23 protein-coding genes, 1 tRNA gene, 2 rRNA genes and 1 pseudogene are annotated in these 25,970 nt (G+C 57.7%); 16 read left to right on the top strand and 11 right to left on the bottom strand.

Features of this window, described 5'->3' with window-relative positions; translation table 11 throughout:
- Positions 1-19: 19 nt before the first annotated feature.
- The gene (locus tag ELB75_RS03185) at positions 20-583 is read right to left on the bottom strand and encodes a TIGR01440 family protein (protein ID WP_049258144.1); all 564 of its coding nucleotides are present in this window, start codon (positions 581-583) and stop codon (positions 20-22) included.
- A gap of 314 nt (positions 584-897) precedes the next feature.
- Between ELB75_RS03185 and ELB75_RS12610 the strand changes: the two are divergent.
- A pseudogene (locus tag ELB75_RS12610) lies at positions 898-1,007 on the top strand (IS5/IS1182 family transposase); the annotation flags it as partial.
- Positions 1,008-1,563: 556 nt separating this feature from the next.
- Here the strand turns inward: ELB75_RS12610 and recR are convergent.
- The 3 genes from recR to ELB75_RS03170 all read right to left on the bottom strand — a co-directional run bounded on the left by recR (position 1,564) and on the right by ELB75_RS03170 (position 4,093).
- Positions 1,564-2,190 (bottom strand): recombination mediator RecR, encoded by a 627-nt coding sequence (gene recR / locus ELB75_RS03180; RefSeq protein ID WP_126984188.1) that lies wholly within the window; start codon positions 2,188-2,190, stop codon positions 1,564-1,566.
- A 114-nt stretch (positions 2,191-2,304) separates the two neighbouring features.
- Positions 2,305-3,489 carry an LD-carboxypeptidase gene (locus tag ELB75_RS03175; RefSeq protein WP_126982686.1) on the bottom strand — a complete coding sequence of 395 codons (1,185 nt, stop codon included), beginning with the start codon at positions 3,487-3,489 and terminating at the stop codon, positions 2,305-2,307.
- Between the two features lie 172 nt (positions 3,490-3,661).
- Positions 3,662-4,093: an HIT family protein gene (locus tag ELB75_RS03170; RefSeq protein ID WP_126982685.1), complete on the bottom strand. Its 432-nt coding sequence runs from the start codon at positions 4,091-4,093 to the stop codon at positions 3,662-3,664.
- 312 nt (positions 4,094-4,405) lie between these two features.
- Between ELB75_RS03170 and ELB75_RS03165 the strand changes: the two genes are divergently transcribed.
- From ELB75_RS03165 to ELB75_RS03135, 7 genes are all read left to right on the top strand, one after another.
- Complete coding sequence (locus ELB75_RS03165; RefSeq protein ID WP_126982684.1) at positions 4,406-6,178, top strand: M48 family metalloprotease; 1,773 nt, start codon at positions 4,406-4,408, stop codon at positions 6,176-6,178.
- 77 nt (positions 6,179-6,255) lie between these two features.
- The gene (locus ELB75_RS03160; protein WP_126982683.1) at positions 6,256-6,762 is read left to right on the top strand and encodes a hypothetical protein; all 507 of its coding nucleotides are present in this window, start codon (positions 6,256-6,258) and stop codon (positions 6,760-6,762) included.
- A 253-nt stretch (positions 6,763-7,015) separates the two neighbouring features.
- A complete protein-coding gene (gene ribF / locus ELB75_RS03155) occupies positions 7,016-7,954 on the top strand; it encodes a bifunctional riboflavin kinase/FAD synthetase (RefSeq protein ID WP_126982682.1) in 939 nt (312 codons plus the stop codon).
- Positions 7,955-8,182: 228 nt separating this feature from the next.
- The gene (locus ELB75_RS03150; RefSeq protein WP_126982681.1) at positions 8,183-8,668 is read left to right on the top strand and encodes a hypothetical protein; all 486 of its coding nucleotides are present in this window, start codon (positions 8,183-8,185) and stop codon (positions 8,666-8,668) included.
- A gap of 151 nt (positions 8,669-8,819) precedes the next feature.
- Positions 8,820-9,128, top strand: coding sequence for a hypothetical protein (locus ELB75_RS03145; protein ID WP_126982680.1), 309 nt, complete (start codon positions 8,820-8,822; stop codon positions 9,126-9,128).
- Positions 9,129-9,327: 199 nt separating this feature from the next.
- Complete coding sequence (locus tag ELB75_RS03140; RefSeq protein ID WP_126982679.1) at positions 9,328-11,091, top strand: acyl-CoA dehydrogenase family protein; 1,764 nt, start codon at positions 9,328-9,330, stop codon at positions 11,089-11,091.
- Between the two features lie 86 nt (positions 11,092-11,177).
- Entirely contained in the window at positions 11,178-11,585 is a 408-nt protein-coding gene (locus ELB75_RS03135; RefSeq protein WP_126982678.1) for a VOC family protein, read from the top strand.
- 313 nt (positions 11,586-11,898) lie between these two features.
- Here ELB75_RS03135 and ELB75_RS03130 read toward each other — a convergent pair whose 3' ends face one another.
- The 3 genes from ELB75_RS03130 to ELB75_RS03120 all read right to left on the bottom strand — a co-directional run bounded on the left by ELB75_RS03130 (position 11,899) and on the right by ELB75_RS03120 (position 15,104).
- Positions 11,899-12,192 carry a chaperone modulator CbpM gene (locus ELB75_RS03130; RefSeq protein WP_126982677.1) on the bottom strand — a complete coding sequence of 98 codons (294 nt, stop codon included), beginning with the start codon at positions 12,190-12,192 and terminating at the stop codon, positions 11,899-11,901.
- Between the two features lie 3 nt (positions 12,193-12,195).
- On the bottom strand, positions 12,196-13,161 hold the full coding sequence (locus tag ELB75_RS03125; protein WP_126982676.1) for a DnaJ C-terminal domain-containing protein: 966 nt from the start codon (positions 13,159-13,161) through the stop codon (positions 12,196-12,198).
- 425 nt (positions 13,162-13,586) lie between these two features.
- Complete coding sequence (locus ELB75_RS03120) at positions 13,587-15,104, bottom strand: polyamine aminopropyltransferase (RefSeq protein WP_126982675.1); 1,518 nt, start codon at positions 15,102-15,104, stop codon at positions 13,587-13,589.
- 261 nt (positions 15,105-15,365) lie between these two features.
- Between ELB75_RS03120 and ELB75_RS03115 the strand changes: the two genes are divergently transcribed.
- The 8 genes from ELB75_RS03115 (at position 15,366) to speD (ending at position 20,637) form a co-directional block, all read left to right on the top strand.
- A complete protein-coding gene (locus tag ELB75_RS03115) occupies positions 15,366-15,764 on the top strand; it encodes a DUF350 domain-containing protein (protein WP_023887633.1) in 399 nt (132 codons plus the stop codon).
- Positions 15,765-15,939: 175 nt separating this feature from the next.
- Positions 15,940-16,989, top strand: coding sequence for an SPFH domain-containing protein (locus tag ELB75_RS03110; protein WP_126984187.1), 1,050 nt, complete (start codon positions 15,940-15,942; stop codon positions 16,987-16,989).
- 130 nt (positions 16,990-17,119) lie between these two features.
- Positions 17,120-17,620 (top strand): hypothetical protein, encoded by a 501-nt coding sequence (locus tag ELB75_RS03105; RefSeq protein ID WP_126982674.1) that lies wholly within the window; start codon positions 17,120-17,122, stop codon positions 17,618-17,620.
- 36 nt (positions 17,621-17,656) lie between these two features.
- Entirely contained in the window at positions 17,657-18,013 is a 357-nt protein-coding gene (locus tag ELB75_RS03100) for a hypothetical protein (RefSeq protein ID WP_126982673.1), read from the top strand.
- A 15-nt stretch (positions 18,014-18,028) separates the two neighbouring features.
- Positions 18,029-18,499, top strand: a complete 471-nt coding sequence (locus ELB75_RS03095) for a GNAT family N-acetyltransferase (protein ID WP_126982672.1) — start codon at positions 18,029-18,031, stop codon at positions 18,497-18,499.
- 51 nt (positions 18,500-18,550) lie between these two features.
- Complete coding sequence (locus ELB75_RS03090) at positions 18,551-20,104, top strand: DUF4178 domain-containing protein (protein ID WP_126982671.1); 1,554 nt, start codon at positions 18,551-18,553, stop codon at positions 20,102-20,104.
- Between the two features lie 3 nt (positions 20,105-20,107).
- On the top strand, positions 20,108-20,287 hold the full coding sequence (locus ELB75_RS13100; RefSeq protein ID WP_126982670.1) for a hypothetical protein: 180 nt from the start codon (positions 20,108-20,110) through the stop codon (positions 20,285-20,287).
- Positions 20,284-20,637 (top strand): adenosylmethionine decarboxylase, encoded by a 354-nt coding sequence (gene speD, locus ELB75_RS03080; protein WP_126982669.1) that lies wholly within the window; start codon positions 20,284-20,286, stop codon positions 20,635-20,637. Before ELB75_RS13100 ends, speD begins: the two co-directional genes overlap by 4 nt.
- A gap of 223 nt (positions 20,638-20,860) precedes the next feature.
- Here the strand turns inward: speD and ELB75_RS03075 are convergent, their stop codons facing one another.
- The 4 genes from ELB75_RS03075 to ELB75_RS03055 all read right to left on the bottom strand — a co-directional run bounded on the left by ELB75_RS03075 (position 20,861) and on the right by ELB75_RS03055 (position 25,955).
- Positions 20,861-21,667, bottom strand: a complete 807-nt coding sequence (locus ELB75_RS03075; protein WP_126982668.1) for an integrase core domain-containing protein — start codon at positions 21,665-21,667, stop codon at positions 20,861-20,863.
- Between the two features lie 620 nt (positions 21,668-22,287).
- Positions 22,288-22,401 (bottom strand): 5S ribosomal RNA (gene rrf, locus ELB75_RS03065).
- A gap of 171 nt (positions 22,402-22,572) precedes the next feature.
- A 23S ribosomal RNA gene (locus ELB75_RS03060) occupies positions 22,573-25,545 on the bottom strand.
- 335 nt (positions 25,546-25,880) lie between these two features.
- Positions 25,881-25,955: transfer RNA gene (locus ELB75_RS03055), tRNA-Ala, on the bottom strand.
- Positions 25,956-25,970: the final 15 nt, after the last annotated feature.

Raw genomic sequence — 25,970 nt, 5'->3', positions numbered from 1 at the left:
TTTGTCCTGCCGCTTGGTGTTACACGCGGCGGATGCTGTCTTTGTAGTGCCCGGCGCGTTCGCCGCCGATCAGGCGCGGGCGGCTGGCCAGGGCGCAGACGTGGGCGGCGCCCAGTTCGCGCTGTTGCGGGCGCAGGGGGATTTGCACGTGTTTGATGTGCATGCCGATGGAAGTGTCGCCAATGTCGAGCCCGGCGTGGGCGGTGATGAATTCCACTTCCACCGGGTCGCGCATATATTTGAAGGCGGCCAGCTGCGCACTGCCGCCTGCGTGCAGGCCGGGCAATACGTTCACGATTTCCAGCCCGTATTTTTCGGCCAGCTCGCGCTCCACGGCCAAGGCGCGGTTGATGTGCTCGCAGCCTTGCACGGCGAGGTAGATTTTGCGTTCGTTCAGGATGTCGAGCAGGGTTTTCACGATCACTTCGCCCACTTCCTGATTGGAATTTTTGCCGATACGGCCGCCGATCACTTCGCTGGTGGACAGGCCGAGCACAAAAATCTGCCCTTCGCCGATGGCGGATTGGTGCAGGATATCGAGCGCAAGGGCGCGGGTTTGCTCGGCTAATTGGGTTAGATCCATGGGATGCCTCCTTTATGCTTATTTTTGCTTATCGCCGTAAAACGGCGGCTGGAAAGATTTTAGCAGCTTCGTGCGGCGGCGATTTTGATGGAGGATAAGATACGGCTCGGCGGTTGGCAAAAGGCTACCTGAAAATGAAGCTTCAACGCAATAAAATGCAGCGTAGCGGAATTTCTGCGCAGCTAAACTTTCAGGTAGCCTTATATTACGCCCCGACAACAGGGGCAAGCAGTAAAAGCCAATCTGAACAGTATCTTAGGCGGTTGCTTGACAGCCAGCTTGCATTCGAGTGTTTGAACTTTCAGGTAGCCTTCACACATTATAGTGGATTAAATTTAAATCAGGACAAGGCGGCGAGCCGCAGACAGTACAAATAGTACGGCAAGGCGAGCCAACGTTGTACTGGTTTAAATTTAATTCACTATAGTATCCTGCTCACCTTTGCGCCTCATGCCGGCGCGGGGCACTTTCTTTTCTTTGCTTCGCCAAAGAAAAGAAAGCAAAAGAAAGGCGACTGCGGGCACAGGTTTGGCTTCGCCAAACTTCCCTCACTTCACGCAGTTTTTCGGGCGGGCTCGCAACTTGCGGCTGCGCCGCTTCGAACATGCAAGCCCTTGTTCCCCGAAAAACCGCGTTCCGTTCGGCTGCGCCAGCAGACGGGCGGCAAGCTCGCTTAAGAAGCAGTAGTTATTCTGTTGGCATTGTGAATTAACACACAGCGATACCGCATTGACTCATCTTGTATCGATGTATTGATTTATAGTGAATTAAATTTAAACCAGTACAGCGTTGGCTCGCCTTGCCGTAACGTGTGTACTGTCTGCGGCTCGCCGCCTTGTCCTGATTTAAATTTAATCCACTATAGCTATAGATGGACGAACTCAGACAAAATGTCGGCAGCAATGCCAACCTACAACATATATGATATGCAAAGGCTACCTGAAATTTCAGGTAGCCTCTTTTCCTTTCCTGCCCACTGGCTATTCTCCCTCCCCTCCCCGCTCTTTCACCAGCCGCCGTTCATACACGGATTGCGCCAGCGTGCCGGCGTCGATGTATTCCAGCTCGCTGCCCAGCGGCATGCCCTGCGCCAGGCGGCTCACTCGGTAGGGCAGGTTTTTGAACAGCTCGGCCAGCACATAGGCGGTGGCGTTGCCTTCGGGGGTGAAGGCGGTGGCGATGATCACTTCTTCCACTTCGCTCTCTTGCAGGCGGGCAACCAGTTTGTTGAGCGCGATGTGCTGCAAATCCATGTCCTGCGCGGGGCTGATTTGCCCCATGAGCACGAAATAGAGGCCGTCGTGGCAGTGGGCGGCTTCCATACCGGCCACGTCGGCGGGCAGGTGCACAATCATCAGGCGGCGGCCGTCGCGCGCGGGGTCGGCGCAGATGGCGCAGAGCTCGCCTTCGCAGAAGGTGTTGCACAGGCGGCAATGTTGCACGGCTGTGAGGGCGTGCTGCAAGGCGGCGGCCAGCTCGGCGGCGCCTTCGCGCTTGTGGCGCAGCAGCTCATACGCCATGCGGCGGGCGGATTTGGGGCCGATGTTGGGCAAAACTTCGAGGGCTTGGGTGAGGCGAGTGAAGGCGTCGGTTTTTTTGCGGGTCATGGCTTGGGTTTCAGGTAGCCTTTGGCGGGCAACGGATTGGGCGGCAGTATTCATATCACTGCTTTTTGTTTTTCAGGTAGCCTTTCTTTGGGCAGGCTACCTGAAATCCTGCGGCTATTCGCTGGCTTCGCTGTTGTCTTCTGTTGCAGCCGGGCTGTCGAATGAGGGCGGGGGCGGCAGCAGGTTGTTGAGCGTGAGGGCGGCGGGGTTGAGCACAGGGTGGCCGCTGAAGGAGGCACTGTAGCCGCCGGTGCTGTTGCCGCGGATGGCGGTTTGCACGCCCAGCGGGAAGGTGGCGATGTCGCTGATGTGGCCGAAGGGGAAGCCGGTGAGCACGGGAACGCCGCTGATGCGGCGCAGGGTACGGATGACGGTGGAGAGATCGTAGCCGCCGTCATACACGTCGCGCGCGCTGCCCATGCGGAAGTTGCCGAGCACGATGGCCTGCTGGCGTTTGAGGATGCCGGCCAGATGCAGGGTTTGCAGCATGCGCTCGAGGCGGTAGGGCTGTTCGCCCACGTCTTCAAGGAAGAGGATACCACCTTCGGGCTGCGGCAGGTAGGCCGAGCCGGCCAGCGAGGCAATCACGCTGAGGTTGCCGCCCCACATGGTGCCGTACAGGGTGGGCACGTTGGCGGCCTGCACTTCCGATACTTGAATGCTCAAATCGGCGCGGGTGCTGCCATCGATAAAGGCTTGCATGGTGTATACCGAGGGCTGGGCTTTGCCGAAGCCGCTATAAAGCATGGGGCCGGCGAAGCTGCACATATTGCCTTGGGCCAGCAGGGCAAGCTGGATGGCGCACACGTCGCTGAAGCCAAAAAGCTGGGTGCCGTGTTCGCGCATCCGCGCGCCGAGCGAGGGCCAGTCGATATGGGGCAGCAGGCGCACGGCGCCGTAGCCGCCGCGCATGCCCATCAGCACTTGCGGGGTGGGCACTTTGCCGGAAGCCACGTCTTGGAAATCGGCGATGCGTTCGGCGTCGGTGCCGGCAAACCGCTGGCTGCGGCGCTCCACCGCCTGCTGGTTGGTGATGGTGAAACCGGCGTTATACAGGCGCAACAGCCCGGCCTGCGCCTGTTCGGGCTTGGGCGCGAAGCCGGAAGGCGCCACCACGCGCAAGGTAGTGCCGCTACCGCTGCGGACGGGGCGGGCCGGCGCATTGCCGCTGTCTGTGCTGCTCTGGTTGGTCGGCAGCACGGGCATGGCGGGAGCACTGCACGCCTGCAACACGCCTGCCCCGGCCAGGGTGGCGGAGGCGCTGAGAAAACGGCGGCGGGAAAGATGGGGGAACAGCATGATGGGTTTCCTTAATCATTGGGTGGAGGCTACCTGAAAGCGCAAGCTTCAACGCAGTTCAAACGAAAAATCAAACTGAGGCTCAGACAACCTGTTAGCGGTGTGGAGGCTACCTGAAAATGTTGTGTCAACCATGTTTCAGGCAGCCTTTAACTTGGGCAGACGGCGGGCATTATACCAGCCCGTCCGCCGCCTCTTCCTCGGCCAACAGCTCGGCCACCTGCCGCTGCCAGCCTTCCGGCAGCTCGGGCACGGCTTCGCGGCGCGGCGCGGCCCAAATCGAATCGGGGAAAAACGCATCGTTTTCAAAGCGGGCAATCACATGCCAATGCAGGTGCGGCACTTGGTTGCCGAAACTGGCCAGATTGATTTTAGCCGGGCGCAACACCCGGCGCATCGCCGCTTCGGTGCGCCACACCGCCACCATCATTTCCTGCCGCGCTTCGTCGGGCAAATCCGTCATCTCGGCCACATGCCCGCGCCAAATCACGCGGCAAAATGCAGGCGCGGCGGGCGTGTCGTTTACAGCAATCACACGCAGACGGCTGTTTTGCCACAGCACGGTTTCATTTTCAGCACGGCACAGCGGGCAGGAGGCAGGCATTTCGGTTCCTTCCAAATGGTTTAACGAATCGGGGCAAGGGTATAGCACGGCGGCGGGTTTGCCAAGTGGGGCGGGAGAAAGGCTACCTGAAAGCGCAGCTTCAACGAAGTTAAAACTAATGCCAATCCTCTTTCAGGTAGCCTTTACCTTGCCCGCCGGATTGGCTATATTCAAGCTGTAGCTAAAATACTGATTCCTTCCTACTGCGTCGGCTCCCCTTGCCGTACTGCCTGTACTGCCTGCGGCTCGCCGCCTGGCATGAAGAAATCATTATTTCAGCCACATTCCTCCCACTTTCCCCAGGATTTCCCCATGCGCTTCTTCCACCGCCAGCAGCAATCGCGCCGCCGCACCGTGCGGCTGGTGGTGTTCTATGTGCTGGCCCTAATCGGCACAGTCGCCATCACTTCCGCCGGGCTCGGCAGCCTGCCGTTTTTGTTCGGCGCCAAAGTACAACACAGCCTGTGGTGGTACTACCTGCCGCCCGCCCTGTTTGTATGCGCGCTCACCATCGGCCTGAGCCTGCACCGCCTGCGCGAACTGCGGCGCGGCGGCGAAGCGATAGCCAAGCGGCTTGGCGGTGAGGCCTTGCAGCTGGCCGATGCCACCTTTGCCGAACGGCGGCTGCTCAACGTGGTGGCGGAAACTGCGCTTTCCGCCGGCCTGCCCGCCCCGCCGGTGTACCTGCTGCGCCGCGACGGCAGCATCAACGCCTTTGCCGCCGGCATGAGCCCGCGCAGCGCCGTGATCGGCGTTACCCAAGGCGCCGTCAACCTGCTCACGCGCGACGAGCTGCAAGCCATCGTCGCCCACGAATTCAGCCACATCCGCAACGGCGACATGCGCCTCAACTGCTACCTGGCCGCCTGGCTGCACGGCCTGCAGGGCATCGCCAGCAGCGGGCGCTACTTCCTCTACGGCCGCGACGACGAACACTATCTGGAATACCGCCGCCGCAAAAATGTAGACAACCATCCTTTCGACAACGGCGTGGAAATCGTGATGCAGTCCCTGCCGCTGCAAGCCCTCGGCGTGCTCCTGATTGCGCTGGGCTCGGCGGGCAGCGTGTTTGCCCTCTGGCTGCAGGCCGCCGTGTGCCGCGAGCGCGAATTTATGGCCGACGCCTCCGCCGTGCAGCTCACCCGCCAAACTGCCCCGCTTATCGAAGCCTTGCGCAAAAGTGCCCGCACCGCCTCCTGCCGCCTCGCTTCCCCCGAAGCCCCCGAATATGCCCACCTGATGTTCGGCCGCATCCGCCCCGGCAGCCTCGCCGCCACCCACCCGCCGCTCATCGAACGCATCCGCAGGCTAGATGCCGCCGCTGCCCGCCGCCTGGCCGAAGAACTGGCCGACGCCGACAGCCTCGCCCTGCCTTCCCCCGTCCACCTCAGCTTCGCCGCCCCGCAGCCGATGAGTGCCGAAGCAGAAGAAGCCGAAAACCTCTACCGCCAGCGTCAGGCTCTGATGCAGGCGCGTATCCGCCGCTGCCGCCCGCCCACCCAGCCGCTGCAGCTGCCCGCCGACTGGCAGGCCGCCGCCTACGACGGCGAATACGCATCCGCCGCCCTGCTCTGCCTGTTCCAAGTGCCCGCCCCGCCCGCCGAATACCAGTGCTGCGGCGGCATCAGCCCCTTCGTTTGGCAGCAGCTCGCCCGCCTGCGGCAGCATCCCCTGCTGCCCAGCGCCGAGCTGCTCGAACACCTCCTGCCCGCCCTCGTGATGCAGGAAGACCCTGTCCTGCAAGCCCTGCTCGACCAAATCCGCCGCTGCCGCCCCCAGCCCGCCACCCGCGAGCAAGACCACCTTTGGCTGCTGCTCGAAGCCTACCTCGCCCCCGCCCCGCAGCCCGGCCGCCTCGCGCAACACCCCGCTGCCGAAGCCCTAACCCGCGCTGCCGAACTCACGCCCGAGCAGCTGCAAACCGCCGTAAACGCCGCCCTGCTGCTCACCGAGCCCGCCAAAATCGCTCTGCTGCGCCCCTTAGCCGCCACCCTCCCCGTTCGCCGCCCCCTGCTCTGGCGCTACCTCTGCGTGCGCCTCGATGTCGGCGCCTGGCACTTCGGCCTGGCAGGCAGCAAAAGCTAAAGGCTACCTGAAACCTCCCCGCTGCCGTTTTTCAGGTAGCCTTCAGCCAAACAAAAACACATTCCAAAAGGAAAGCCATGAAACGCCTGCCCACCCTCCTCTCCTGTCTTTTCTTCCTTACCGCCTGCCAGAAAGACCCCGCCATGCCCACCGCCGCCTCCAGCCCGCAAACTAACGAACCACAAACCAGAGAACCGCAAACCAGCGAACCGCAAATTACCGAGCCGCGAACCAACGAAGAAATCCGCGACACCGCCGAAAAATTCCTCGCCCAATACCGCTATCTCGATGCCGCCTCCTGGGCATACGAACTCCAACAGCGCGGCGTAACCCTGCCGCCGCACCTGCAGGCCGTGCTGGACGAAATGCACTACGACCCCGAAGCCCCCCTCTCCACCGGCAGCATCTTCGCCCTCAGCCCGCAGCAAATCGCCCGCCTGCAACCCAAAGCCGAAAACGGCGACACCGCCGCCGCCATCCGCCTCGCCCAATACTACCGCATGGCCTCCGGATTCACCCCCGAAGACCAACGCCTGGCCGCCTACTGGGAAGCCAAAGCCGCCGGCGCCCGCCAAGCGCAATAAAACCACAGGCAAAAAAAGGCTACCTGAAACGCAACGCAGCAAGGTTTCTGCGAAGCTATAGCGGATGAACAAAAATCAGGGTAAGGCGGCGAGCCGCAGACAGTACACACGTTACGGCAAGGCGAGACAACGCCGTACCGGTTTTTGTTAATCCACTATAAATTTTCAGGCAGCCTTCTTCCGCCCGCACCGCACGGATGCTTTAATCCCCCCTTCCCGCTACAATAGCCCCTTTTTTCCCACCCCGCCCGCCATGAACATCCGCTTCGGCAACACCGTATTCCGCCCGCACCCGCACGGCAGCGCCGTCACCATCGGCAATTTCGACGGCGTCCATCTCGGCCACCGCCATATCCTCGAACGCCTGCGCCATGAAGCCGACGAGCGAGGCCTCGCCGCCGTAGCCATCGTATTCGAGCCCCAGCCGCAAGAATTTTTCAGCCGGCAGCGCGGTGCGGAAAAACCCTTCCGCCTCAGCCCCCTGCGCGAAAAACTGCGCCTGCTGCGCGACACCGGCTGCCTCGATGCCGTGTGGGTGCTGCGTTTCAATGCCCGCCTTGCCGCCGTATCCGCCGCCGACTTCATCCGACACCTGCTCATCGAGCAGCTGCACACCCGCCACCTGCTCATCGGCGACGACTTCCGCTTCGGCGCAGGCCGCCAAGGCGATTTCAGCCTCCTCAGCCGCTGCCCCCATTTCACCACCGAGCGCACCCCTTCCGTGATGGTGCAAGACGTGCGCGCCAGCAGCACCCTCGTGCGCCAAGCCCTCAGCGAAGGCCGCCTCGGCTACGCCGAAAGCCTGCTCGGCCACCCCTACTCCCTCAGCGGCCGCGTGAAACACGGCGCCAAGCTCGGCCGTACCATCGGCTGCCCCACCGCCAACCTCCACCTCCCCCCGCACCGCTACCCCCTCTGCGGCGTATTCGTCATCGCCGCCCACGGCGCATTCGGCACCCGCTACGGCGTGGCCAGCTTCGGCCAAAATCCCACCGTGTCCAGCCTACCCACGCAAAAACTGGAAGCCCACCTTTTCGACTTCGCCGACAATCTCTACGGCCAACGCCTGCGCATCGACTTCCTACACAAACTGCGCGACGAAACCAAATTCCCCGGCCTGCCCGAGCTGCAGGCACAAATCGCCGCCGACATCGCCCAAGCCCGCGATTGGCTGGCGCAACACCAGCGATAGCCCCGCCATCACGCATCGGCCATATTGCCGAACCTGACTGATATACAAAAGGCTACCTGAAAAAGCAGCAAGTAGGTTGGGTTAGCCGCAGGCGTAACCCAACAAATCAAATGATGGCATGTTGGGTTACGCCTGCGGCTAACCCAACCTACACGCTACACACTAAGAATGCAGCCTCAACAAAGTTAAAACTATATATAAAATGTTTAATAAGCGAGCGTAAATAAAATGGGTTTTTTAAGTGATGTCATTATCCCTAATGAGGGGGTTGCAAATATATGCTTGGGAGAAAATGTTAATATTGTTTTTAACAGATTAGACAAATTAGGATATGAAATAAGCGATATATGCGATACTTGCCTGAAAGTGAAGCAATCTTTCATCGATATTTATTTTAATCCCATCAGTTACGAAATATCCCTTATTTCATGCGGTATTAATTTTCATGGGTCTTATAAAACATCAAAAGGGTACATTAAAGCAGGTATGACAGTAGCTGATATTTTACAGAATACAACCGAACAGGTTGCGTGGGGTGGGTTTGTTATGGTTGATAGGATTCATGGTATTGGCTTCCCCTTGCCTGAAGAATTTGACGACTTTTCCAAATTAACAGATTTTTTAGATTATGACTTTGTTTTTAATGAATTGTCAGTATATAAGGCCATTAATTCAAATAATTTGGAAGGAAATAAGCGAAGCAAGCGCAGGTAGGCCATATGCGTTCTAAACACACCCTCATCCTGTAGACTGCACAGCAAGATTGGATTAGCCCCGGGCGTAACCCAACAAATTAAATTGCGGAATGTTGGGCTTACCAACCCAACCTATACGCTACCATTTAAATTCCAAGGAAGGAGGTATCATGCAAAACCATTCAATTCATTCCATGATGATAATATTGATATCCGGTCTGCTGCTTAATGCTTGCAGTATGTCTGATTGGTGGAATGGGCATTATGCAACAAGAGCTGCAATTATTGCTGATCAACAAGAGGCGGAAGCTTATTATGCTGCCGAATCTCCTGCTATAAAGGCCCTACGTGAGAAGAACCACCCTATTTGCTGGTCTGAAGCAGTACATGAAAAAGATAGGTCTCTATTTACTCCTGTGTATGATAGGTGTATGCGCCGCAGGGGCACACCTATGTGGCACGACGGCTTGGATCAATAATCTTAGTTGTTAGCTTTCAGGTAGCCCCTTTCAGGCTACCTGAAGAACCAAAGGCCAAAACACCCTGTTCAAGGCTACCTGAAAGTTTCAGGTAGCCTTTCTTGCTACGTATCAAGCCAGCCCGTCGCCGCCATACCCAAGCCCCTGCGGATTTGCTATGCTAGCCTGTATCTTCCCTTCTACTACAAAGGAGCCTCCCATGGCCTACCACGCCCCCGTAAACGAACTCTTATTCGCCCTGCAAACCCACGGCAACCTGGCCGAAATCGCCCGATGGTATGCCGAAAGCGGCCTGGACGAAGACACCGCCGCCGCCATCATCGAAGAAGCGGCCAAGTTCAGCGAAGAAGTCTTCCTGCCCACCGGCCGCACCGGCGATTTGCACGGCGCGCGCCTGGAAAATGGCAAAGTCGTCACCCATCCCGACCTTGCCGCCGCCTACCAAGCCTTCTGCGAAGCCGGCTGGCCCGGCCTGCGCGCTCCAGCAGAATACGGCGGCCAAGGCCTGCCTGCCGTGATTTCCGCCGCGTGCGAAGAAATGTACTACTGCGGCAACCTCGCCCTCTCGCTGCTGCCCATGCTCACCGTGGGTGCGGTGGAAACCATTGCCAAACACGGCTCCGAAGAGCAAAAGCAAACCTTCCTGCCTAAAATGAGCCAAGGCATTTGGAGCGGCACCATGAACCTCTCCGAGCCGCAGGCCGGCACCGACCTGTCCCAAGTGGCCACCAAAGCCGTGCCGCAGGAAGACGGCAGCTACCGCATCAGCGGCCAGAAAACCTTCATCACCTGGGGCGAACACGAACTGGCCGAAAACATCATCCACCTCGTGCTCGCCCGCCTGCCCGGCACCACCTCCGGCATCAAAAGCCTTTCGCTGTTTATCGTGCCCAAATACAAAATCCAGCCCGACGGCAGCATCGGCGGGAGAAACGGCGTATCCGCTACCGCCATCGAACACAAAATGGGCATCCACGCCAGCCCCACCTGCGTGATGCAGTTCGACGAAGCCGAAGGCTACCTCATCGGCAAAGCCGGTCGCGGCCTGCTTTATATGTTCACCATGATGAGCCATGCCCGCCTAGGCGTGGGCATCGAAGGCCACGCCGTGGCCGAAGCCGCCTACCAGCAGGCATTGGCCTACGCCCACGAGCGCATCCAAGGCAGCGCGCCCGACGGCACCCCGCTCACCATCATCCACCACCCAGACGTCGCCCGCATGCTACTGGTGCAAAAAGCCACCATCGCCGCCCAGCGCGCCCTGTATCTCCAGGCCGCCGCCGCGCTCGACGCCTCACACAAACACCCCGACCCCGCCGCCAAAAAAGCCGCCAAAGGCCGGCTCGACTACCTCATCCCCATCGTTAAAGCCTGGTGCAGCGACAACGGCACCGTGCTCGCCAACCTGGCCATGCAAGTATTCGGCGGCGCAGGCTATATAGAAGAAACCGGCATCGTCCAGCTCGTACGCGACGTGCGCATCACCGCCATCTACGAAGGCACCAACGGCGTGCAGGCCGCCGACCTCGCCCGCAAAACCGTGTCCGACAAAGGCAGCCTCGTGCGCACCCTGCTCGCCGAAGCCCAGCAGACTGCCAACGAACTCGCCGCCATCGAGCCCGCCACCGCCGAGCCGCTCCGGCGCGCCCTCGAATTGGCCGAACGCAGCACCTCTCTCCTCGTACAGCAGCACGAAACCAACCCCGCCGCCACCGCCCTCAACGCCGCCGCCTATCTGGAGCAAACCGCCCTCACCCTCGGCGCGGCCGCCCTGGCGCAAAACTTCCTCGCCGCCCGCAACGCAGAAGCACGCTTCGGCAGCGCATTCTGCCAAGCCCAGCAGCACACCGCCCGCGCCTACCTCGCCTACGTGCTGCCCCAAGCCCACGCCTGCGCCGAACGCATCCGCCAAGGCGCCGAGCCCCTGCTCGCCGTGCCGTTTGAAGCCTTCGCCTCGTCTTAAAGCGCGGCATGACAAAGGCTACCTGAAAATGCAGAACCGCTTTTCAGGTAGCCTCTCAATATCTCTTCCCGCCACAAGGAGAGCTGATGGAACAACATATCAACTACATTACGCTCGGCGTGGCCGACCTGGCCGAATCGCGCCGTTTTTATCGGGAGGTATTCGGCTGGCAGGAAACGGCCGACAGCAACGAAAATATTGCATTTTTCCAAGCCGGAAACGCGCTGCTGCTCGCCCTGTTCGGCAAAGCCGCCCTAGCGCACGACGCACAAATACCGGAGCAAAGCAGCGGCTTCCCTCGCTTTACCTTGGCGCACAACGTGGGCAGCGAAGCCGAAGTGGACGCACTGTTTGCCGGGTTTGCCGCGAAAAACGCCAACATCATCAAAGCCCCGCAGAAAGCATTCTGGGGCGGCTACAGCGGCTACCTCGCCGACCCCGACGGCTTTTTGTGGGAAATCGCGTTTAATCCGTTTTTGCAGAAATTGCGCTGAAACAGTGCTTTCAGGTAGCCTCCCCCCACCGCCATTTTCCGGCCCGACCATGAGCCAGCCTAAAAACAACCTCAGCAAGCCCCGCGCACAGCACCTGCCGCCACCGTTCGCCCAAAGCGCAGTTGCCCGAACGCCATAACGCCGCCGTACTGGTTTACATTTAACCCGCTATAAAACATAAAGGCTACCTGAAAATTTCCGGTAGCCTTTTTATAGCGGATTAGAATTGCAATGATACGGCGTTGCCAACGCCCTTATGTACTGCGTTGCCGCCTTGTCTCATTTTTATTTTAATCCACTATACTTAGCGACATTACAGCGGCAAAGCTCGGTTTGAATCATCCAAATGACCTTTGCGCAGGGTTTCCAATTCATCCAGCAATTGCAGGATCAGCGCGGTGGCGGGCACGCTGGCTTCGAAATCGCGGCTGATGCGGCGGGCGCGGCGGATGCGGGCGAGCTGCCAGCCGCTGAAACCGGCCTCGCGCGGGCTGCCCTGCACGGAAATGATTTCTTCCTCGATTACGTTGACCACCCAATCGGCATCGCCGTCGCAGGCGCGCACGATTTCGTTGAAGGTGAGCTGAATATCTTGTTCGCGGTTCATGGTTTATCCTTTCACGCCGTAATGCTCGGCCAGCTGCTGCCAGGCTGCACGGTCGGCTTCGCTCATGGTTTCCGGCAGGGTGATGTTGATGATGAGGTAGAGGTCGCCGGCTTCTTTGGCGGGAATGCCTTTGCCTTTGAGGCGCAGGTTTTGGCCGCTGCGGCTGTTGGCGGGAATGTTGATGTTGAGTTTGCCGGCGGGCGTGTCGATGGCGGTTTTGCCGCCGAGCGCGGCTATCCAGGGCATCACATCGATGCGCTGGTACACGTCTTTGCGGTTTTTCACATACAGCGTGTCGCTTTCGCGGAAGCGGATTTTTAAATAGAGGTCGCCGTTTGCGCCGCCGTTGAAGCCGGGCAGGCCTTGGCCGCGCAGGCGGATTTGCTGGCCTTCGCTGATGCCTTTGGGGATTTTCACCTGCAGGGTTTTGCGCTCGTAGGCCATTTGGCCGCCCGCACCGAGGGTGGGCATATCGAGGCTGAGCGAGCGTTCGCCGCCGGTGTAGGCCGCGGCGAGGTCGATTGTCAGCTCGGCGTGCTGGTCTTCGCCGGGAATGGGGCCGGTTTGGCGCTGGCGGCCTGCGCCGGCGTGGCCGAAGGCGGAAAAGATGTCGTCGAAGCGGAAGTCGCCGCTGCCGAAGGGCTGGCCTTCGCCGAAGCGGCTGCTGTCGAAGTGGTAGTATTGCCCGAAGTCTTGGCCGGGGTCGAAACCGCCCGCGCCGCCGTGGGCGCTGCCTGCGCGGCCGAAGGGGTTGGCCAGCATTTCATCGTATTCGGCGCGTTTGGCCTCGTCTTTCAGGGTGTTGTAGGCGAGGTTGATTTCACTGGTTTTTTGGTCGGCATCGGGGTCTTTGCTGATGTCGGGATGGTATTGGCGCACCAGCTTGCGGTAGGCCTTTTTGATGTCGGCCAGGCTGGCATCTTTGGCTACGCCGAGGATGTCGTAGTAGGTTTTCTGGTTGGCACTCATATATTGGATATTCTGTGGAATGGATAAAAATCAGGAGGCACCTCTTGCGATGAATGCGAGGCTAGGGCTTTCCAAAAGCCGTAGGCAGAGGTGTTGCCGCTGCAAATATAGTGGATTAACAAAAATCAGGACAAGGCGGCGAGCCGCAGACAGTACACACGTTACGGCAAGGCGAGACAACGCTGTACTGGTTTTTGTTAATTCACTATACAGAGAACAAGTGGGGCTGGACATAGGGAAATCAATACGCGGTTTGCGGCGGGCAAACCCTGTGTTCGCTCGATAAAGGCTACCTGAAAAACCGGAAACCTGTTTTTCAGGTAGCCTCTAATCCATTAGCCGCCGTTCCAAACCGTGTGCTTGCGTTCCGCACACCCTACACCTAGCAACAGAAAGGCTACCTGAAACTTTCAGGTAGCCTTTTCTCAGCGCATCACATTGCGCCAATCTTGTTCAAAATAATGCACCAGAATCTGCGTGTTCAAATAGTTCGGCTGCACATCGCGGCGCGCCATGTCGGGCGGGAAGCGGAACATTTCGGCGGCGGTGTCGGCGTTTAGAAAGCGGGTGGGCACGCTGAATTGTGCGGGCACGGGGAAATCGGGCTCGCGTGCGGCCAGCACGAAGCCCCATTCGCCGAAGGAGGGCACATACACATGATAGGGCGCGGTGGCGAGCCCGGCGGCTTCCAGCGTGGCCACCACCGACCAATAGGCGTTCGGGGCGAAATAGGGCGAGGTGGATTGCACCACGATTTTGCCGCCGGGCGCGAGATGCCGCGCCACCAGCCGATACATGGGCACGGAATAGAGCTTGCCCAGCGAGAAGTTGGAGGGGTCGGGCAGGTCGATGATGATGACGTTGAACTTTTCCTGCGCCTGTTCCAGCCATTTGGCCGCGTCGTCGTTCACCACGCGCACTTTGGGGCTGGCGAGCGAGCCGGCGTTGAGGCGGCTTAATTCGGCGGAGGTGCGGAAGGTGTTGGTCATTTGCGGGTCGAGATCGACCAGGGTGATGCCCTTCACTTGCGGGTATTTCAGCACTTCGCGCGCGGCCAGGCCGTCGCCGCCGCCCAGAATCAGCACGTTTTGCGCCTGCCCGCCCACCATCTGCATGGCGGGCAGCACGAGGGCTTCGTGGTAGCGGGCTTCGTCGCGCGAGGAAAATTGCAGGTTGCCGTTGATGTAGAGGCGCAGGTCGTCGTGCCATTTGGTGATCACCAGGCGCTGGTAGGGCGAATGGCTTTCGTATACCACCGGGTCGCCGAAATAGCTTTGTTCGGCCAGAAAGGTGATGCGGTTGGCGGCGGCGAAGGCGGCCAACAGGCAGGCCAGCACGATGCCGCCGCGCAGCCGGATGGCGCGGTAGCGCGGCAGCTCTGCTTTGAAGGCACGGGCGGTGAGCACGGCCACGGCGGCGTTGAGCAGGCCGAACAGCAGGGCGGAACGCGCCATGCCCAGCCGGGGTGCGAGCACCAGCGGAAACAGCAGCGACACGGCCAGCGCGCCCAAATAATCAAACGTCAGCACCTTGGCCACCAAGTCTTTAAAATCGGCCTGCCGCCGGTTCAATACGCGCATCACCAGCGGGATTTCCATGCCCACCACAATGCCCACCACCAGCACCAGCGCATACAGCAGCGTGCGGAACGGCGCGGCAGCCAGCCCGAACACCACAAACAGCACCAAGGCCGATACGCCGCCGATGATGCCAACCAGCAATTCGATTTCGATAAAGCGCGAAAGCGCGTCTTCATCGCGGATGTATTTGGTGAGGTGCGCGCCGATACCCATGGCGAAGAGATAGAGGCCGATGATGGAGGAAAACTGCAAAATGCTGTCGCCCAGCAAATAGCTGGCCAGCGCGGCAATGATGAGTTCATACGCCAGCCCGCAGCTGGCAACGATGAAGACGGAGATAATGAGGGTGCGGTCGGGTTTCATGTTTCAGGTAGCCTTGATGATGGGCTGAATTATATAGCTAAAGCCGTGCCTTTTTTCATCGGGCTTCTTACAGGAGCCAGCAAAAGGATGCTCGGGAGCGAATGATAAAGGCTACCTGAAAATTAACCAGCCGCTGCAAACCTCACAAGCCTCATAAATAAACGGCAAAGCAGGATGAACAACCGGCATTTGTATGGCATAATCAGCCGCATATCGCCGCCGCTGCGGTTTCTCTTTCCACCCTGATTGCAAAGGCAACCCATGAGCATTTCCCTGCAACAATATCTGTCGTATCTGCAATACCTGGCCGTGGGCCTGGGCATGACTGCGCTGTTTTCCGCCGTGTATCTGCGCATCACCCCGGCCGACGAATTGAAGCTGATTAAAAACGGCAACCTGGCCTGCGCGCTTTCCTTCGGCGGCGCACTCATCGGCTTTTGCCTGCCCTTGGCTTCCAGCATTACCCACAGTGTCGGGCTTTTGGATTTCGTGCTCTGGAGCTGGGCGGCCGCGGCAATTCAGATTGTGGTGTATTTCGCCGCCACCCGCCTCGTGCCCGATGCCGCCGGCGAGCTGGCCGGCAACAATGTGGCGGTGGGCGCGCTTTGCGCCGTGATTTCCGTGGCGGTGGGGCTGCTCAACGCCGCCTGTTTGGTGTAGTAGCAACGCGTACACAAAACAGGCTACCTGAAATTTGGTTTTGCCGGAATTTGCCCCATTTTAGCTGCGCAGCAATGCAGCTTTGGGCGCACCAAGATATTTGGCTGCCCCATTGCGGCTATGCTTTCAGGTAGCCTCCCCCTTCTCCCTATCCATCAAGAAAGGAATCCCCATGCTGGGCAATTTCATCAAGAAACAGTTTATCGACGTTATCGAATGGCCGAATCCCGAAGAAGGGCTGCTGATGTGGCGCTTCCCCGTGGCCGACCAGGAAATCCAAAACGGCGCCAGCCTCACCGTGCGCGAAGCACAGGCCGCCCTGTTTGTGGACGAAGGCAAAGCCGCCGACGCGTTCCAGCCCGGCCGCTACACACTCACCACCCAAACCCTGCCCATCCTCACCAACCTGAAAAACTGGGATAAATTATTCCAGTCGCCCTTCAAATCCGACGTTTACTTCTTCAACACCCGCCAGCAGCTCGCCCGCCGCTGGGGCACTTCCCAGCCGGTGACCGTGCGCGATGCCGATTTCGGCGTGATCCAGCTGCGCTCCTTCGGCATGTATGCCTACCGCATCAGCGATCCCGCCGCCTTCTTCCGCGAAGTCACCGGCGTGGGCGCCTCCTACAGCGGCGAGCAGCTCGAACAGCAGCTGCGCAACCTCGCCATGACCCAGCTGGCCGCCGCCTTCGGCACTTCCGGCATCCCCTTCCTCGATATGGCCGCCAACCAAGTGCTGCTGTCGCAGAAAATGAACGAGCTGCTGCTGCCTGAGTTTGCCAAACTCGGCCTCACGCTGGAAAACTTCACCGTGGAAAGCGTGAGCCTGCCCGAAAACGTGCAAAAAGCGCTGGACAGCAAAATGTCGATGGGCATCATCGGCGATATGGGCAAGTTCACCCAATACCAAACCGCCACCGCCATTCCGATGGCCGCGCAAAACGAAGGCGGCATCGCCGGTATCGGTGCCGGCCTCGGCGTGGGTGCCGGCATCGGCCAGGCCATGGCTGGCGCCATGAGCGGCATGATGCAGCCCCAGCAGCCTGCCCAAGCCGCCCCCACTCAAGCTGCCCAGCCTGCCGCCCCGGCTGCGCCCGCCGCGCTCGCCGCTGAAGACCCGCAAGCCAAGCTGGCCAAACTCAAAACCCTGCTCGACGGCAACCTGATTTCTGCCGAAGACTACGAGAAGGCCAAAGCCGAAGTGCTCAAGCAGCTGATTGGATAAGGCGCAGGGGCTACCTGAAAACAGGCACAACGGAATTGCCGTAAAGCCGAAGTGCCGCTTCAAATTTTCAGGTAGCCTCAAACACGGCTTAAAGGCTACCTGAAACCATAGCTTCAACAAAATTAAAACCATGCCCGCCCAATTAAACGCGCCGCCTGCCCTCCGCCCTTTGTGGCGCGACCTGCTGCCTACTTTGCTGGCCGGTGGCTTTGTGGCCTGGTTTGCCGGGCAGCCCGGATATGGTTTTTCGCTGGAATTGTTTCTGCCGCTGATTGCCCTATCGCGGCTATGGCGTACAGCCAAGGCTTTGCGTCCGCCACGCCGCGAACTGCGGCGGCAACTGGCTATCTGCGGCCTGTGGCTGCTGCTCCTCGGCGGCCTGGCCATCCTGCACAGGCACTACGCCCGCCTCGCACGGGAGGAAGCCGAACAGCTGCTTGGGCAAATCCTAAGCAGGCAGCAGCCCAACGGCAGCTTTGCCCCGATGCCGCTAACCACCAACCCGCGCTGGCGCATCCGTTACGGCGTAAATGAGGGGAAACCCTTTCTGCACTACAGCGACACCTACAACGTGTTTGACGTGCAAATATATGATTTTGAGCAACGCCGTTGGCAGCATCGAGCCGACTAGTTACCCACAGGCTACCTGAAAGGTTCATCCGCAATCATGCCAACCACAAATCCCGTACAAGTCATCGCCGAACATCTGCAAAGCCGACCCACCATTCTCGATTTTGCAGAGGAATTGCAAACCATTGCCGACTTGCAGGCCGTTGCGCCGGAGCAGGCTGCTGCCGATTGGGATGCGTTCAGCGCCGTGGTGAGCCGCCTCCGCGAGTCGCACCAAATCAACGGCATTTTCTGCCTGACGCCTCAAAACCAGTCTGTCTTTCTCGAGTTTGCAGGCTACCTGAAAACCGTTGCCGACATTGCAGGCCAAGATGCCGCCCCCTTGTGCGACGGCTTCGGTTTGAGCGCCGCCGAAATCGACGCCGCCTTTGCCGCCAAGCGCGAACGCCGTTAAACCTTAAGGAAACCCATGCCCATCCGCCCTGCCCAGGCCGCAGATGCCGAACGCATCGGCGAGCTGCTCTACCAAGTGCACGCCGTACACGCCGCTGCCCGCCCCGACCTCTACCGCGCAGGCGCGCGCAAATATTCCGTTGAAGAAGTGCGCGCCATCATTGCCGATGAAAACCAGCCCGTGTTCGTGTATCAAGACGAAGGCGGCAGGGTGCAGGGCTATGCCGTGTGCCAATTTCAGGTAGCCGCGAGCCATCCCGCGCTGGTGGAACGCAAAGTGCTGTATGTGGACGATTTGTGTGTGGAAGAATCTCAACGCGGCAGGAAAATCGGCGAAAAGCTGTATCGCCACCTGCTCGAATTCGCCCGCGAACATGGCTGCCACAGCCTCACCCTGCACGTGATGCACGGCAACGATGGCGCGGAACGCTTCTACCACAGGCTTGGCATGAATCCGCTGAAAACCCTTCTGGAACAACCGCTTTAAAGGCTACCTGAAAATTTCCCGCCCCAACTGCCCGCCCTTTAGGAACCCATCATGAGCGAACCCTTCTTTAAAACCGACTGCCCCAGCTGCGGCGCGCCCGTGCACGCGCATTCGGCCACGGCGGTTACGCTGGTGTGCGGCTTCTGCCACAGCCTCTTGGTGCGCCAGGGCGAAGGCATCATCGACAGCGGTCGCGATTCCGCCCTGCTGGAAGACTTCAGCCCGCTGCAAATCGGCACCTCCGGCACGTTTGCCAACCGCCCGTTTGCCATCATCGGCCGCCTGCAGGCCAAATACGATGCCGGCATGTGGAACGAGTGGTATGTGCAGTTTGAAGACGGCGGCAACGGCTGGCTCTCCGAATCGGGCGACCAATACGTCTTCACCCTGCCCGCTACCGAGCCCTTGCAGGAAATACCCGAATTTTCCGGCTTAGTGGCCGGCCGCAGCAGCCTGATATACCGCAACAAACGCTTCTGGGCGGCCGACGTGCGCGATATCGTGCTGGAGCAGGCCGCCACACAAGGCGAGCTGCCCTTTGCCGTGCCGCCGCAGATGAAAAACCAGGTGGCCGACTGGCGCTGCGAACAGATTTTTCTCACGCTGGATTATGCTTCCTCCCCGCCCGAAGTGTTTGTGGGGCGGGGCGTGCAACTGGCCGACTTGCAACTTGGCAATACGCGCAGCAGCGAGCAGGTGGCCGACAGCGCCGGCCGGCTCAAAGGCACGCGCCAGGCCGAAAGCTGCCCGAACTGCGGCTCGCCGGTGCAATGGATTACCGGCCTCACGCCTTCCATCCTCTGCCCCAGCTGCGGCAGCAACCTGGATGCGACAGAAGGTAAGCTGGAATTGCTGAAAGCCAATAATAGGCGCGAGGCGCAGGCTGATGCGTTCACCCTGAAAATCGGTTCGGAAGCCCGCATCAACAACCGCACCTACACCCTCATCGGCGCGGTACGCAAAGACGAATTGGAGCCGGAAGACGCGTTCAACCTGATGTTCGGCCAAAAGCCGCTCGGCATCGTGCCCGTCGGGCGCTGGACGGAATACCTGCTCTTCGAGCCGCAGGCCGGCTTTATGTGGCTGGTGGAAAGCGGCGACGGCGAATGGAGCGTATCGGAAACGCTTAACGTGTGGCCGCGCCTGTACGGCGATTTGTTCCAGCCGCAAGGCCTGCCCAAACTCTACGACTACGGCGGCCGCGTGGTCTTGGCTGCCGGTGCATTTTACTGGCATATCCGCCAAGGCGACGTGGATTTCTACAGCGACTACCGCCACAACAGCAACGGCAAACTCTGCGCCGAATCCAACCGGCACGAAGCAGCTTGGAGCCAAAGCACCACCATCCCCTACCGTACCGTGCGCCGCTGGTTCGGAGACACGGACGACACCCCGCAATACAGCGCCGATATGCGCCCGGACGAGCCATCACGTTGGTTGATGTTGCTGCTCACCACCGTATTCGTGGTAATCAACCTGCCCGCCTGGATCAGCATGTTCGTTACCGAAGAAGATATCAGCCTTGCCGCATTCGTATCGGCCATGGTGCTGTATTTCCTGGTTAAGCGCGGCAATATATTCACCGAAAGTGATGACGAAGAGTAAGCCATGTCGAAAAACACCTACCTTATCCTCAGCATAGTCGCCATCCTCGGCAGCACCGTATTCAACTACGCCTCTCTTGGTGACATGAGCAAATACCAAAGGAGCAGCAGCTCCCCCAGCTCTCGCTCCTTCGGCGGCTCGCACAGCGGTGGCGGCTACTCATCTGGCGGGTGGCACAAATGAGCCACAGCCCCGGTAGCCACGGCCTGCTTGATTTATACGGCTGCCCACCCGAATTACTGCGCAACGAAGGCTACCTGAAAACCGCATTAGAGCAAACCGCCCGCCATATCGGCGCCACCGTGCTCGAAAGCCGTTTCCACACCTTCGGCGGCGAAGGCGGTGTAACCGGCGTGCTGCTCTTGGCCGAATCCCACCTCAGCATCCACACCTGGCCCGAACACGGCTTTGCCGCCATCGATATCTTTCTTTGCGGCCGACTGCGGCCCGAAGCGGCGAAAGAAACGCTGCAACACGCCCTAAAGGCCGAACGCAGCGCTTGGCAAACCCATCCGCGTGGAGGGAATCTGTAACTCTTACGCGGATGTAACGAATAATAGCGCAATCTGTCAGAAACTTGCCCAGCAATTAAAAAACTGCCCACAAACATGGAACAGTGGAAATTCTGCAAAACTAACAACTTCAGACAGCTTTCCTCTTTTCTAATTATTTTGATTCTACGGCTCTTTCTTTTTTCTCCACACTCCTCTCTTTGCATTCTCCAGTCCCATTAACTGTAGAAAATAACCGCGTTGTTTACACCACAGGTTGAGAAAAATAAGCCTGCAACACCTCAAATGGCGTATCGCCGTTCAAACTGCGGTGCGACTTCACCGTGTTGTAAAAATTAACAAAGCGGCACGACTCCTTTTGCCGGTGTTCCGGGCTGTCGAAACTCTGCTTTTCATGCCACATCTCCATCAGGGTGCGGATAACCCGCTCAGCTTTACCGTTGGTCTGCGGACGGGCAACCCGGGTAAACTTTTGACCAATCCCGTTCTCGTAACAGGCTACTCCGAAAGCATGGTTGGCCGAGCCTTTGTATTCCGTACCGTTGTCGGAGTAAACGCACTCAATCAGGTAGGGACAGGGATCAATCAGGTGTTCGGTCAGAAACTTGGCGGCGCTGTCTGCGGTTTTGTCCGGCAGGATGGCGGCGTACAGCTCCCTTGAGAAATCGTCGATGGCAACAAACAGGTAATCCCGCTTATCGGTGGCTTTCTGCCCTTTAAGCAGCGGCAGCCGTTTGGTATCGAGATGCACTAACTCTCCGGGATAGGATTTATTGTAGCGTTTGGCCTGCTTTTTGAGTTTTTCCTGAATGCTGCGTTCTACCTTGGCCAGGCGTTTCATTCCGTACTTTGCCTGTTTGAAACGGTTGTTGGTACTGGTTTGGGGTTTGAGCAGCCTGCCCCTTGCGGCTTTCAGTGCGCGGTAGATGGTGACGCGGCTGACTTGGTAACGGCGTGCCAGGGAGGTGACGCTTTCCTTCTCCTGCGTGTAGGCCGGCCAAATGGCTTGGCGGTAGTGCGGGGTGAGGCGGGTATTTTTGTGCATGTTCATGTTTCAGTATTCTCCTGGAAATACTGTAAACAACGCTACTGTTTTCTACACATAACGGACAGTGTTTGTTTCTGATTAAACGCTTCTTAAGCAGCTATCCGTCATTATCCAAAATATAGTGGATTAACAAAAATCAGGACAAGGCGGCAAGCCGCAGGCAGCACACACGTTACGGCAAGGCGAGACAACGCTGTACTGGTTTTTGTTAATTCACTATAAATCAGGTTTCACGTGTCTATCGACATTCTTGGCAATACTAAGTAGCCGCTCAATCAGATCTTCAAGCAAAAGCCGAAAGTGTAAACAACCCTGTTGATTTCCACAGGAAGGGGCCAGTTGAATATTAATACCCAACCGGCCTCCCCTCATTTTATATAACCCCCCTTTTTTCTCCTGCCTGGTTCAACCCAAATCGTTTCCAAGGCAGGAGAGAGGCTACCTGAAACCTTCGGGCAGCCTCTTAAAGGTAGTCTCCTAATCAGCACCTTACCTATTCCTATACCCTTATTCCTATCCCGGTTTGTTTCCATTTTGTCTTTGCTTTTGTCTTCGCCGTATTTTCTTTTCGTTGTTTTCCATAAAACACAACACCCGCCATCAGACGGGTGTCATCAATAGGTGTTTGGCAGTGTCCTACTTTCACACGGGTAATCCGTACTATCATCGGCGCTGGTTCGTTTCACGGTCCTGTTCGGGATGGGAAGGCGTGGGACCAAACCGCTATGGCCGCCAAACTTAAACTGTACAAATCGTCAAGCCACCGCAGTATCCACTGCGGCCAATCAAATCAAACTGTTCTGTCCGGCTACAAACCAAACATCGGGTAATGTGTATCGATTCCAGTAAGCTTTATTCTATTGAGTACTCTTCCCGGTGTCTCCACACCGCAAAGCACTTCAAATGATAGAGTCAAGCCTCACGAGCAATTAGTATGGGTTAGCTGCACGCGTTGCCGCGCTTCCACACCCCACCTATCAACGTCCTGGTCTAGAACGACTCTTCAGGAGGGCTTAACCCTCAGGGAAGTCTCATCTCCAGGCAGGTTTCGCGCTTAGATGCTTTCAGCGCTTATCCTTCCCGAACTTAGCTACCCGGCGATGCCACTGGCGTGACAACCGGTACACCAGAGGTTCGTCCACTCCGGTCCTCTCGTACTAGGAGCAGCCCCTGTCAAACTTCCAACGCCCACTGCAGATAGGGACCAAACTGTCTCACGACGTTTTAAACCCAGCTCACGTACCACTTTAAATGGCGAACAGCCATACCCTTGGGACCGACTACAGCCCCAGGATGTGATGAGCCGACATCGAGGTGCCAAACTCCGCCGTCGATATGAACTCTTGGGCGGAATCAGCCTGTTATCCCCGGAGTACCTTTTATCCGTTGAGCGATGGCCCTTCCATTCAGAACCACCGGATCACTATGTCCTGCTTTCGCACCTGCTCGACTTGTCGGTCTCGCAGTTAAGCTACCTTTTGCCATTGCACTATCAGTCCGATTTCCGACCGGACCTAGGTAACCTTCGAACTCCTCCGTTACTCTTTGGGAGGAGACCGCCCCAGTCAAACTGCCTACCATGCACGGTCCCCGATCCGGTTCACGGACCTGGGTTAGAACCTCAAAGTCACCAGGGTGGTATTTCAAGGACGGCTCCACAGAAACTGGCGTCTCTGCTTCTAAGCCTCCCACCTATCCTACACAAGTGACTTCAAAGTCCAATGCAAAGCTACAGTAAAGGTTCACGGGGTCTTTCCGTCTAGCAGCGGGTAGATTGCATCTTCACAACCACTTCAACTTCGCTGAGTCTCGGGAGGAGACAGTGTGGCCATCGTTACGCCATTCGTGCGGGTCGGAACTTACCCGACAAGGAATTTCGCTACCTTAGGACCGTTATAGTTACGGCCGCCGTTTACTGGGGCTTCGATCCGATGCTCTCACATCTTCAATTAACCTTCCAGCACCGGGCAGGCGTCACACCCTATACGTCCACTTTCGTGTTTGCAGAGTGCTGTGTTTTTAATAAACAGTCGCAGCCACCGATTCTCTGCGACCCTCCAAAGCTTACGGAGTAAATCCTTTACCTCAGAGGGCATACCTTCTCCCGAAGTTACGGTATCAATTTGCCGAGTTCCTTCTCCCGAGTTCTCTCAAGCGCCTTAGAATTCTCATCCTGCCCACCTGTGTCGGTTTGCGGTACGGTTCGATTTAAGCTGGAGCTTAGTGGCTTTTCCTGGAAGCGTGGTATCAGTCACTTCGTATCCGTAGATACTCGTTATCGCTTCTCGGTGTTATGAAGAACCGGATTTGCCTAATCCTTCCACCTACCGGCTTGAACAAACTATTCCAACAGTTTGCTGACCTAACCTTCTCCGTCCCCACATCGCACTTAAATCAAGTACGGGAATATTAACCCGTTTCCCATCGACTACGCATCTCTGCCTCGCCTTAGGGGCCGACTCACCCTGCGCCGATGAACGTTGCGCAGGAAACCTTGGGCTTTCGGCGAGCGGGCTTTTCACCCGCTTTATCGCTACTCATGTCAACATTCGCACTTCTGATACCTCCAGCATTCCTTACGAAACACCTTCTCAGGCCTACAGAACGCTCCCCTACCATGCACGCTTCATTAAAACAGCTATCCCCACCTATTCATGCTCGACTTTGATGGGCGCTTTCCGTCGCTTCGCTCCGGCAAGCTGTTTTAAGGAAGCGTGCATCCGCAGCTTCGGTTATAGATTTGAGCCCCGTTACATCTTCCGCGCAGGATGACTCGACCAGTGAGCTATTACGCTTTCTTTAAATGATGGCTGCTTCTAAGCCAACATCCTGGCTGTCTAAGCCTTCCCACTTCGTTTACCACTTAATCTATCATTTGGGACCTTAGCTGGCGGTCTGGGTTGTTTCCCTTTCGACAACGGACGTTAGCACCCGCTGTCTGTCTCCCATGATTGCACTTTCCGGTATTCTGAGTTTGCCATGGGTTGGTAAGTCGCAATGACCCCCTAGCCATAACAGTGCTTTACCCCCGGAAGTGATACATGAGGCACTACCTAAATAGTTTTCGGGGAGAACCAGCTATCTCCGAGTTTGTTTAGCCTTTCACCCCTATCCACAGCTCATCCCCGCATTTTGCAACATGCGTGGGTTCGGTCCTCCAGTACCTGTTACGGCACCTTCAACCTGGCCATGGATAGATCACTCGGTTTCGGGTCTACACCCAGCAACTATGTCGCCCTATTAAGACTCGGTTTCCCTACGCCTCCCCTATCCGGTTAAGCTTGCTACTGAATGTAAGTCGTTGACCCATTATACAAAAGGTACGCAGTCACACCGCAAGGGTGCTCCCACTGTTTGTATGCATCAGGTTTCAGGTTCTATTTCACTCCCCTCCCGGGGTTCTTTTCGCCTTTCCCTCACGGTACTGGTTCACTATCGGTCGATGATGAGTATTTAGCCTTGGAGGATGGTCCCCCCATCTTCAGACAGGATTTCTCGTGCCCCGCCCTACTTGTCGTATGCTTAGTACCACTGCCGGAATTTCGGATACGGGGCTATCACCCACTATGGCGGAAGTTTCCAATTCCTTCTCCTATCCCGACGGCTATCACATACAGGCTGCTCCGCGTTCGCTCGCCACTACTTGCGGAATCTCGGTTGATTTCTTTTCCTCCGGGTACTTAGATGGTTCAGTTCTCCGGGTTCGCTTCTCTAAGCTTATGTATTGGGCTTAGGATACACATTGCTGTGTGGGTTTCCCCATTCGGACATCACCGGATCAAAGCTCTATTGCCAGCTCCCCGATGCTTTTCGCAGGCTTACACGTCCTTCGTCGCCTATCATCGCCAAGGCATCCACCTGATGCACTTATTCACTTGACTCTATCATTTGAAGTGCCTTTTTGACTTCGCCTGCGCTGCGTTGACGACAACTGGGGCTTAAGGCCTCTACTCTGATAAAGCTTACTGCTTGTTGTGTCCGAATCCTGCCTTTTGTGTTTCAGGATTCGGTCGATACAATCATCACCCAAATTCTGTATGACTTATCTCTGGGATAAGCCCTACTTCGTTTGTTTGTTGATTTCGGCTTGCCAATTTGTTAAAGATCGATGCGTTTTAACTTCGCAAATAAAAATAAACTACAAACTACCGCGTAAACTGCAAGCTGCAGCAGCTTACTCGCATATTTAGCATACTTTTATTTGGAAAGTATTGTGTGGTGGAGGCAAACGGGATCGAACCGATGACCCCTGCTTGCAAAGCAGGTGCTCTACCAACTGAGCTATGCCCCCAGTACCTGGGCGGAT

The sequence above is a fragment of the Eikenella corrodens genome, assembly GCF_003990355.1.
Classification (GTDB): Bacteria; Pseudomonadota; Gammaproteobacteria; order Burkholderiales; family Neisseriaceae; genus Eikenella; species Eikenella corrodens_B.
The sequence above is the reverse complement of the archived record's forward strand: the minus strand, read 5'-3'. Positions and strand labels throughout refer to the sequence as shown.

Excerpts from the sequence above, each read along its gene's own strand:
- ribF (WP_126982682.1), top strand. The coding sequence starts at position 7,016 with ATGAACATCCGCTTCGGCAACACCGTATTCCGCCCGCACCCGCACGGC.
- ELB75_RS03175 (WP_126982686.1), bottom strand. The coding sequence starts at position 3,489 with ATGCTGTTCCCCCATCTTTCCCGCCGCCGTTTTCTCAGCGCCTCCGCC.
- ELB75_RS03135 (WP_126982678.1), top strand. The coding sequence starts at position 11,178 with ATGGAACAACATATCAACTACATTACGCTCGGCGTGGCCGACCTGGCC.
- ELB75_RS03125 (WP_126982676.1), bottom strand. The coding sequence starts at position 13,161 with ATGAGTGCCAACCAGAAAACCTACTACGACATCCTCGGCGTAGCCAAA.
- ELB75_RS03165 (WP_126982684.1), top strand. The coding sequence starts at position 4,406 with ATGCGCTTCTTCCACCGCCAGCAGCAATCGCGCCGCCGCACCGTGCGG.
- ELB75_RS03130 (WP_126982677.1), bottom strand. The coding sequence starts at position 12,192 with ATGAACCGCGAACAAGATATTCAGCTCACCTTCAACGAAATCGTGCGC.
- ELB75_RS03115 (WP_023887633.1), top strand. The coding sequence starts at position 15,366 with ATGAGCATTTCCCTGCAACAATATCTGTCGTATCTGCAATACCTGGCC.
- ELB75_RS03100 (WP_126982673.1), top strand. The coding sequence starts at position 17,657 with ATGCCAACCACAAATCCCGTACAAGTCATCGCCGAACATCTGCAAAGC.
- ELB75_RS03090 (WP_126982671.1), top strand. The coding sequence starts at position 18,551 with ATGAGCGAACCCTTCTTTAAAACCGACTGCCCCAGCTGCGGCGCGCCC.
- ELB75_RS03170 (WP_126982685.1), bottom strand. The coding sequence starts at position 4,093 with ATGCCTGCCTCCTGCCCGCTGTGCCGTGCTGAAAATGAAACCGTGCTG.
- ELB75_RS03095 (WP_126982672.1), top strand. The coding sequence starts at position 18,029 with ATGCCCATCCGCCCTGCCCAGGCCGCAGATGCCGAACGCATCGGCGAG.
- ELB75_RS03145 (WP_126982680.1), top strand. The coding sequence starts at position 8,820 with ATGCAAAACCATTCAATTCATTCCATGATGATAATATTGATATCCGGT.
- recR (WP_126984188.1), bottom strand. The coding sequence starts at position 2,190 with ATGACCCGCAAAAAAACCGACGCCTTCACTCGCCTCACCCAAGCCCTC.
- ELB75_RS13100 (WP_126982670.1), top strand. The coding sequence starts at position 20,108 with ATGTCGAAAAACACCTACCTTATCCTCAGCATAGTCGCCATCCTCGGC.
- ELB75_RS03150 (WP_126982681.1), top strand. The coding sequence starts at position 8,183 with ATGGGTTTTTTAAGTGATGTCATTATCCCTAATGAGGGGGTTGCAAAT.
- ELB75_RS03160 (WP_126982683.1), top strand. The coding sequence starts at position 6,256 with ATGAAACGCCTGCCCACCCTCCTCTCCTGTCTTTTCTTCCTTACCGCC.
- speD (WP_126982669.1), top strand. The coding sequence starts at position 20,284 with ATGAGCCACAGCCCCGGTAGCCACGGCCTGCTTGATTTATACGGCTGC.
- ELB75_RS03075 (WP_126982668.1), bottom strand. The coding sequence starts at position 21,667 with ATGAACATGCACAAAAATACCCGCCTCACCCCGCACTACCGCCAAGCC.
- ELB75_RS03185 (WP_049258144.1), bottom strand. The coding sequence starts at position 583 with ATGGATCTAACCCAATTAGCCGAGCAAACCCGCGCCCTTGCGCTCGAT.
- ELB75_RS03120 (WP_126982675.1), bottom strand. The coding sequence starts at position 15,104 with ATGAAACCCGACCGCACCCTCATTATCTCCGTCTTCATCGTTGCCAGC.
- ELB75_RS03140 (WP_126982679.1), top strand. The coding sequence starts at position 9,328 with ATGGCCTACCACGCCCCCGTAAACGAACTCTTATTCGCCCTGCAAACC.
- ELB75_RS03105 (WP_126982674.1), top strand. The coding sequence starts at position 17,120 with ATGCCCGCCCAATTAAACGCGCCGCCTGCCCTCCGCCCTTTGTGGCGC.